8 protein-coding genes are annotated in these 7,752 nt (G+C 44.1%); 1 reads left to right on the top strand and 7 read right to left on the bottom strand.

What is annotated here, in order from left to right; all coding sequences use genetic code 11:
- The 6 genes from lepA to trmN form a co-directional block, all read right to left on the bottom strand.
- Positions 1–1,794 carry a translation elongation factor 4 gene (gene lepA / locus AACS92_RS06865; RefSeq protein WP_099110638.1) on the bottom strand — a complete coding sequence of 598 codons (1,794 nt, stop codon included), beginning with the start codon at positions 1,792–1,794 and terminating at the stop codon, positions 1–3.
- Positions 1,795–2,152: 358 nt separating this feature from the next.
- Positions 2,153–2,617: a SoxR-reducing system protein RseC gene (gene rseC, locus AACS92_RS06870; protein WP_099110640.1), complete on the bottom strand. Its 465-nt coding sequence runs from the start codon at positions 2,615–2,617 to the stop codon at positions 2,153–2,155.
- Positions 2,617–3,576 carry a sigma-E factor regulatory protein RseB gene (gene rseB, locus AACS92_RS06875; protein WP_099110642.1) on the bottom strand — a complete coding sequence of 320 codons (960 nt, stop codon included), beginning with the start codon at positions 3,574–3,576 and terminating at the stop codon, positions 2,617–2,619. Before rseB ends, rseC begins: the two co-directional genes overlap by 1 nt.
- A 5-nt stretch (positions 3,577–3,581) precedes the next feature.
- Positions 3,582–4,235: an anti-sigma-E factor RseA gene (gene rseA, locus AACS92_RS06880; protein WP_099110644.1), complete on the bottom strand. Its 654-nt coding sequence runs from the start codon at positions 4,233–4,235 to the stop codon at positions 3,582–3,584.
- A 70-nt stretch (positions 4,236–4,305) separates the two neighbouring features.
- Positions 4,306–4,881, bottom strand: coding sequence for an RNA polymerase sigma factor RpoE (gene rpoE / locus AACS92_RS06885; RefSeq protein ID WP_099110645.1), 576 nt, complete (start codon positions 4,879–4,881; stop codon positions 4,306–4,308).
- Between the two features lie 290 nt (positions 4,882–5,171).
- A complete protein-coding gene (gene trmN, locus AACS92_RS06890) occupies positions 5,172–5,912 on the bottom strand; it encodes a tRNA(1)(Val) (adenine(37)-N(6))-methyltransferase TrmN (RefSeq protein ID WP_099110646.1) in 741 nt (246 codons plus the stop codon).
- 160 nt (positions 5,913–6,072) lie between these two features.
- Between trmN and srmB the strand changes: the two genes are divergently transcribed.
- Entirely contained in the window at positions 6,073–7,413 is a 1,341-nt protein-coding gene (gene srmB / locus AACS92_RS06895) for an ATP-dependent RNA helicase SrmB (RefSeq protein WP_099110647.1), read from the top strand.
- Between the two features lie 75 nt (positions 7,414–7,488).
- Here the strand turns inward: srmB and AACS92_RS06900 are convergent.
- The coding region (locus AACS92_RS06900; RefSeq protein ID WP_241537968.1) for a transposase at positions 7,489–7,752 on the bottom strand (264 nt) is incomplete at its 5' end.

Genomic DNA, 7,752 nt, shown 5'->3' on the forward strand with positions numbered 1-7,752 from the left:
TTAATCTTTTCCGACATGCAGAATTGCTAAGAAGGCTTCCTGAGGCAGTTCAACGTTACCAACCTGCTTCATGCGTTTTTTACCTTCTTTCTGTTTCTGCAACAGCTTTTTCTTACGGCTGACATCACCGCCATAACATTTCGCCAGTACGTTTTTACGTAACTGTTTAACCGTAGAACGAGCGATAATGTGAGTGCCGATGGCTGCCTGAATGGCAATATCAAATTGCTGGCGAGGGATTAATTCCTTCATTTTTTCCACCAGCTCTCGACCACGGTATTGCGAGTTATCACGGTGAGTGATCAACGCCAGAGCATCGACACGCTCACCGTTAATCAACACATCCACACGTACCATGTCAGAATGTTGGAAACGAACAAAATTATAGTCCAGCGACGCATAACCACGTGAGGTAGATTTCAGGCGATCAAAGAAATCCAGCACCACTTCAGCCATTGGGATTTCGTATGTCAGCGCAACCTGATTACCGTGATAAACCATATTGGTCTGAACACCACGCTTTTCTATACAGAGTGTAATGACATTACCAAGATATTCCTGTGGCAACAGCATGTGACATTCTGCAATAGGTTCACGCAGTTCTTTAATATTGTTTAATGGCGGTAATTTGGATGGGCTATCCACATAGATGACTTCATCACTAGTTGTCTCAACTTCATAAACAACCGTTGGCGCAGTGGTGATCAAATCCAGATTATATTCACGTTCCAGACGCTCCTGAATGATCTCCATGTGCAGCAAGCCGAGGAAACCACAACGGAAGCCAAAGCCTAAAGCAGTAGAGCTTTCTGGCTCATAGAACAAAGAGGCATCGTTCAGGCTCAGTTTGCCCAAAGCATCACGGAATGCTTCATAGTCGTCAGAGCTGACAGGGAACAATCCCGCATAAACCTGAGGTTTAACCTTTTTGAAACCCGGTAATGCTTTTTCTGCCGGATGACGCGCTGTTGTTAACGTATCGCCGACAGGTGCACCAAGGATATCTTTTATAGCACAGACCAACCAGCCCACTTCGCCGCAATTTAATACGTCACGGTCAATGCGCTTCGGTGTGAAAATACCTAAACGATCAGCGTTATATACCTGACCTGTGCTCATTACTTTGATTTTGTCGCCTTTACGCAGCGTACCATTCTTAACACGTACAAGTGAGACAACACCCAGATAATTATCGAACCATGAGTCGATAATCAATGCCTGTAATGGTGCTTCAGGATCACCTTCCGGTGCTGGAATTTCCTTAACCAGACGCTCAATAACATCCTGTACACCCACACCGGTTTTTGCGGAACAACGAACAGCATCTGTTGCATCAATACCGACGATATCTTCAATTTCTTCTGCTACGCGCTCTGGTTCTGCAGCTGGCAGGTCAATTTTGTTCAGAACCGGAACAACTTCCAGATCCATTTCAATCGCGGTATAACAGTTAGCCAACGTCTGAGCTTCAACGCCCTGCCCTGCATCCACAACCAACAGAGCACCTTCACAGGCAGCCAAAGAGCGGGAGACTTCATAGGAGAAGTCAACATGCCCCGGCGTGTCGATAAAGTTTAATTGATAAACGTTTCCGTCATGTGCCTTATAATCAAGAGTCACACTCTGCGCTTTAATAGTGATACCACGCTCACGTTCAAGATCCATTGAATCCAGTACTTGCGCTGCCATTTCACGGTCTGACAACCCACCACAGATTTGAATAATCCGGTCAGATAGCGTGGACTTACCATGGTCAATGTGGGCGATAATGGAGAAATTTCTTATTTGCTTCATTATTAAATCTTTTTTGCCTTAATATTTCTGAATCATTCGCCTATGGACACACTGATGGACATAAAGCGACGTTTATTAGATACGGGTTTGGCCACTGGCCTGAAAAGCCGTATTCTACATGTCAACACAGTGAAAACCTAGTCATGCCTACGGTTTTCAACCTATACCCTTCATCTTTCAAGCCGCCTCTTTGTTGGCTACGCTCATTCACCCCGGTCACATAGTTGTCTATGCTCTTGGGGATTCATTCTCCTGCTGCAACGATGCAACTTGAAATCTATTGGGTACAACCCATACAGTATGACCAGAAAGTGAAAATATTCGTAATAAATCGTGAAAGCGATTATGGTAAAACAGATTATTCCTGATGTAGAACCTTAATCGTATCGGGAGGTAAACCAATTTGTAACACCACGGGTTGGTATGCCTGCTGATTATCCCAATATGTAGCAATTTTACGGGCAAAAGCAAAACCGGCCAGACCACCAGCAATACCACCTATACATACCCATAACTGCTCAGCAGTCCAGTATTGACTAAGCAACCCGCCTAAAAACAGACCTAATAATGGGGTTAAATAAACTAGCATAGCGGAACGTAATAAACTACTTTCCGGAATACCAACTTCGACTTTTTGCCCCGGTTGAAGTGGTTGAGTAATCTCCAACTCCAGTTGGTGGATATTTTCCGGCCCCAGTTTTTCCAGCAAATACGACCCACAGGCTGTTTTTGCCTGACAACTGCCACAACCCGAAGAGGAGCCATAACGCAATATTGCCCGGCCTTGCTGCCAACGGACAACCGTTGCCCATTCTTTAACCATCAGTTACCCCCCGTAAATGTGACACTTCCGGCAATCTGTTTAATTGTGGCGAAGGGTAATTCGCCAATAACAGAAATGCTGTGCCTGCCATTCGACACAGTATAAACTGTTCGTCGCCCCTGTCGATACAGTGGCTCATCAGCAGCTTTTGCGTCAGTATTTACCACATTTACAGAAAAACTAAATACCCCATCACTGTACATAATGGATTCCAATAATTCTGTCTTTGATAACCGACTCCGATTACGGGAAATTTCCCGAAAGCCTTCAGGCAACTTACTAACTTTCCAGTTAAATGCTACTTTTTCAGCTTTTGGAATAACTAACATCGGTGGTAATTTCAAATCCACAATGGCGTTCAATTCCTGCTTGATATCGTCATTCACCCTTGAGGATATAACACGGAACTGTTCAACAACCACCATTTTTTCCTGATCAAATAACTCAATCAGCAAAGGCAGATAACTTTTTTTGTCTATCAATAAATTATAATTATAACGATCGTTATCTTTGGATGTTATACGCACGAAATAGACAGGACGATCGCCAACATGGGTAGAGCCTGCATCAATGAAATTGTAGAATTTCTGTATCTGAGAAAAATCGGCAAAGATGATCGGAGGCAGGTAATCCACAATATGATCACCACGCAGACTAAATGAATCCAAGCCTGATTCGTAATAGCTTATCTGATCACCACGCTGAATAATCTCACGGCGCGTGTTATCCATTTGAATAAGTTGTGCGATGGGCTGATTATCAATAATAACGTGGCGATAACGCAGAGGAATAATAAATTGCTGGCTCAGGTTAATAAAAGCAAGTTCATAAGGCAAGGTCTGTACGGAGTGCCCCATAACCTGTAACAAAGCCTCGGTACTATTTTTTTGCTGAACCGAGGCTTTTGATAAATTCAGGAAGCTCCCGAATAATAAAATGAAAAAAACAGTATATTTCATTTTTATTACTTATTTGAGATTACAGGTCTTTGTTCTCCCGAATGTATTGCGTTAACCTCCGGCAACCCTTGTTCATTTTCTGCATTAATACGCCGGAAAAGTTCATACTGTTGCAACATTGCATCAATACGCTTATTACTTTCCCTCACCTGCGTACTCAAGTCGCCACCAAAAGCATCATGTTCAGCGGGAACCGATAACCCAACAGGTGAAGCAGAACCCATCACCGGTAATGTATTGAAGACCGGGTTATCAAGCTGAGCATCAGTGTCAGACCCATTATATTGCTGAACACCGATGATAACTGCCATTGACACACAAGCCGCAACACCAATCTGAGTTATCTGACTAGCCCAGGGCCGAGTCACTAACGGGCGGAGTTTATGCCAGAACGGCAATTCCTGCCACGTATCAGGTTTTGGCTGAGATTCCGGAATAGCTGCTGGATTAATATGGACAGGTTCTTTTTCAAGCGCCTGTGCCACTTGACTAGCGATATCCAAATGTAACACTTCACCCACATCACCACGTAATGTATCCCGGATGAGGTGATATCTTTCCCACTGTTTCTGCATTTCAGCATCTTCAGAGATTAAACGAACGATTTCACTATCAAGAGCTTCTCCATCCATTAACGCGGAAAGTTTCTCTCTTTGCATGCCAGTACCCTTCAATATTATTTTGTTCCACTACTACTGTTTCCACTGCTGCTGGTGCTTCCACTACTGCTTACTGCTGGATCAGGGGTTGAACTTTATTGTCGATGGCTTCCCTTGCACGAAAAATTCGCGAGCGAACAGTACCCACAGGACAATCCATAATGACGGCTATTTCCTCATAGCTCAGGCCATCAAGTTCCCGAAGCGTAATTGCTATCCGCAAATCTTCTGGCAGTGATTCAATGGTACGAAATACCACTTTCTTTAATTCTTCTGACAACATTAAGTTCTCAGGGTTCGAAATTTCTTTTAATGAACTTGACGTATCGTAATTTTCTGCATCATTAGCATCCAGATCATTGGATGGTGGACGACGCCCCTGAGCTACCAAATAATTTTTCGCAGTATTAACGGCAATACGGTACAACCACGTATAAAAAGCACTATCACCCCGAAAAGAAGACAGTGCCCGATAAGTTTTAATAAATACCTCTTGTGCAACATCAGGAACATCGCCTTGAGGTACGTAACGGGCAATTAAGCTTGCCACTTTGTGCTGATATCTGATTACCAGCAAATTAAACGCTTTTTGGTCGCCTTTTTGTACTCGCTCGACCAGCATTTGATCCGTTAACTGCTCGCTCATCCGAGGCTCACTCTCCTGAGGTAAAACTCCACATTTACACTTACATTACACCAGCCATGACACTTTGCTACTCGAACAAGCACCACTTTTGAGTGTTCATTACATGTGAAGTTCAACTTTGATTGTAATTTTGTGTTACAACCACCGATTATTCTGCATTGCACTTTTTATTTATAGTACAAATCATAGCCTCTATTCAGTGGCTCACTCGATTTTAGATTCTGAAAAACAGAAAGATTTATCCCAATCTTCCGTAAAAAAATTTAAGGTTTTTATGAACGATAACCCTATCAATAATAAAGATAAAAATCTTTCACTAACTGCTGAAACTCGTTTGAATATGTGCCATCAGCAGCACGGATCATCAGCTCACTAACCTGTATTTCCTGCCTCTGCCGGGATAATCCCAACAATAAACGATGTAACGGCTTATCCAGCCTATCACGAATATTGAGCCGATAATGGGGAAACCAACCACATTCTATCGCCATTTTTTCGAAGAGCTCTCCAATCCCATAAGGAAGCACCACACAAAATAACCCGTTGGGGGTAATCAATTGTTCAACACAGTCCAATAACCCTTGATGAGTCAGTGCTTCGGTATAACGAGCCTGATTGCGCGCCTCATTACGACAGGCAATGGCAGGTTCGAAGTAAGGAGGGTTGCTCACAATCAAGTCATACCGGATTTCGCTTCTCACAGCGAAATCATGAATATCCTGCCGGTATACCCTGATGCGGTCAGGCCACGGGGATTGAGCGATATTTTCAATAGCCTGCATTGCTGCATCTTCGTCCAGCTCCACGGCATCAATAGCTGTATCGTTTCCGGATCTCTGGGCTATCATCAGTGCAATCAGTCCACTGCCACAGCCGATATCCAGACAATTTTTTCTATTATCTACCGGTGCCCATGTCCCCAATAGCACGCCATCAGTTCCGACTTTCATGGCACATTTATCATGCCCGACAAAAAATTGTTTGAATGTGAAACCACCGCGACGCAAAGCAGGTTTGTGTATTAACGTCATGAATTATATCTGTTGAAAACCAAAGTTCTTCATAGCATAAATCTTATGACTCGAGGATAAAAGCCACACGCACGCCTGATACTTTTAACACTGGTGCATGTTATAGGGTGAAGAATGAGCCTAACCTGTTTATAATCATCGGCCCAAACAGAGGTATATGATGACTGCGACAAACTTTTCCGACTTCGAACTTGATGAATGCCTGCTTGATGCGTTAAATGATAAAGGCTATGAACGCCCGACCGCAATTCAGGCGGCAGCCATTCCTGCGGCCATGGACGGGCGGGATGTATTAGGTTCCGCACCAACGGGGACAGGCAAAACAGCTGCCTACCTGCTACCGGCTATACAGCATTTGCTGGATTTCCCACGTAAGAAATCAGGGCCACCACGTATTTTGATTTTGACACCAACCCGTGAACTGGCGATGCAGGTTGCAGAGCAGGCCAGAGAGATGGCTGCACATACTAATCTGGATATTGCCACAATTACTGGTGGTGTAGCCTATATGAATCATGCAGAAGTGTTCAGTGAGAATCAGGACATTGTCGTCGCAACTACAGGGCGTCTGCTGCAATATATCAAAGAAGAAAACTTTGACTGCCGTGCAGTAGAAACCCTCATCCTTGATGAAGCCGATCGCATGTTGGATATGGGTTTTGCCAATGACGTTGAGACGATTGCCGGAGAGACCCGCTGGCGTAAACAAACCATGCTATTTTCCGCAACGCTTGAAGGCGAAAGTATCCGTGATTTTGCGGTGCGCCTGCTGACAGATCCTGTTGAGATCGATGCAGAGCCTTCCCGTCGTGAGCGTAAGAAAATTCAGCAATTTTATTATCGTGCTGATAATCTGGCACATAAAACAGCCTTGTTATGCCACTTGCTGAAACAAGAAGACGTTACAAAATCGATTGTTTTTGTACGTAAACGGGAGCGTGTCCGCGAATTGGTTGAATGGCTGCATCAGGCCGGTATTCAGTCCAGTTTCCTTGAAGGTGAAATGGTACAGGCTAAACGAACAGACGCTGTGAAGCGCCTGAATGATGGCCGAGTTAAGGTACTGGTTGCAACCGATGTTGCTTCCCGTGGGCTGGATATCGAAAATATCAGCCACGTTTTTAACTTTGATTTACCACGCACAGCAGATGTTTATCTGCACCGGATTGGCCGAACTGCCCGTGCTGGCCGCAAAGGAACTGCAATTGCGCTGATTGAGTCCCATGACCATCCATTACTTGGAAAAATCAGTCGCTATCTTCAGGAACCACTGAAAGTGCGAGTTGTTGACGAACTTCGTCCACAAACCAAAGCACCAAGTGAGAATAAAAGCTATAAGCCATCCAAGAAAGTGCTGGCTAAGCGTAAAGAAAAGAAAAAAACAGAAGAAGCGAAGAAAAACCGGGTGAAAGTGCGTCATCGTGACAGCAAAAACATCGGAAAGCGCCGCGCTCCTTCAGGAAACCCTAAACCAAAATTGCCAGAATCTACTGACAATTAACCCATTTTGGTATAAGCGGGCTATTTGCCCGCTTGTTATCGGTATTGTTCTCAACGCATGAATTCTTAATTAACCTCAGCTTCGCTTAAAAATAGCGATCTCATTATCCCGTAGATTCAAGCTCGGTTTTTTAGGTTGGAATGTATAAGCAATAAGGCCGGCAGTAACTTCCAATAAAAAACCGAGTTGACTGCGATGCCTTGAATGCTCTATCTGAGAAATATTCTTGAGCTGATCGATGACGGTTTCTATCAAAAACCGCCGCCTTAACATCAATCTATCCCAGAGAGATAATGCCTTGGATTTCATGTTACTCCGGACATTCGTGATTAACGTGAC

The sequence above is a fragment of the Xenorhabdus sp. KJ12.1 genome, from assembly GCF_963876495.1.
Lineage (GTDB): Bacteria > Pseudomonadota > Gammaproteobacteria > Enterobacterales > Enterobacteriaceae > Xenorhabdus > Xenorhabdus stockiae.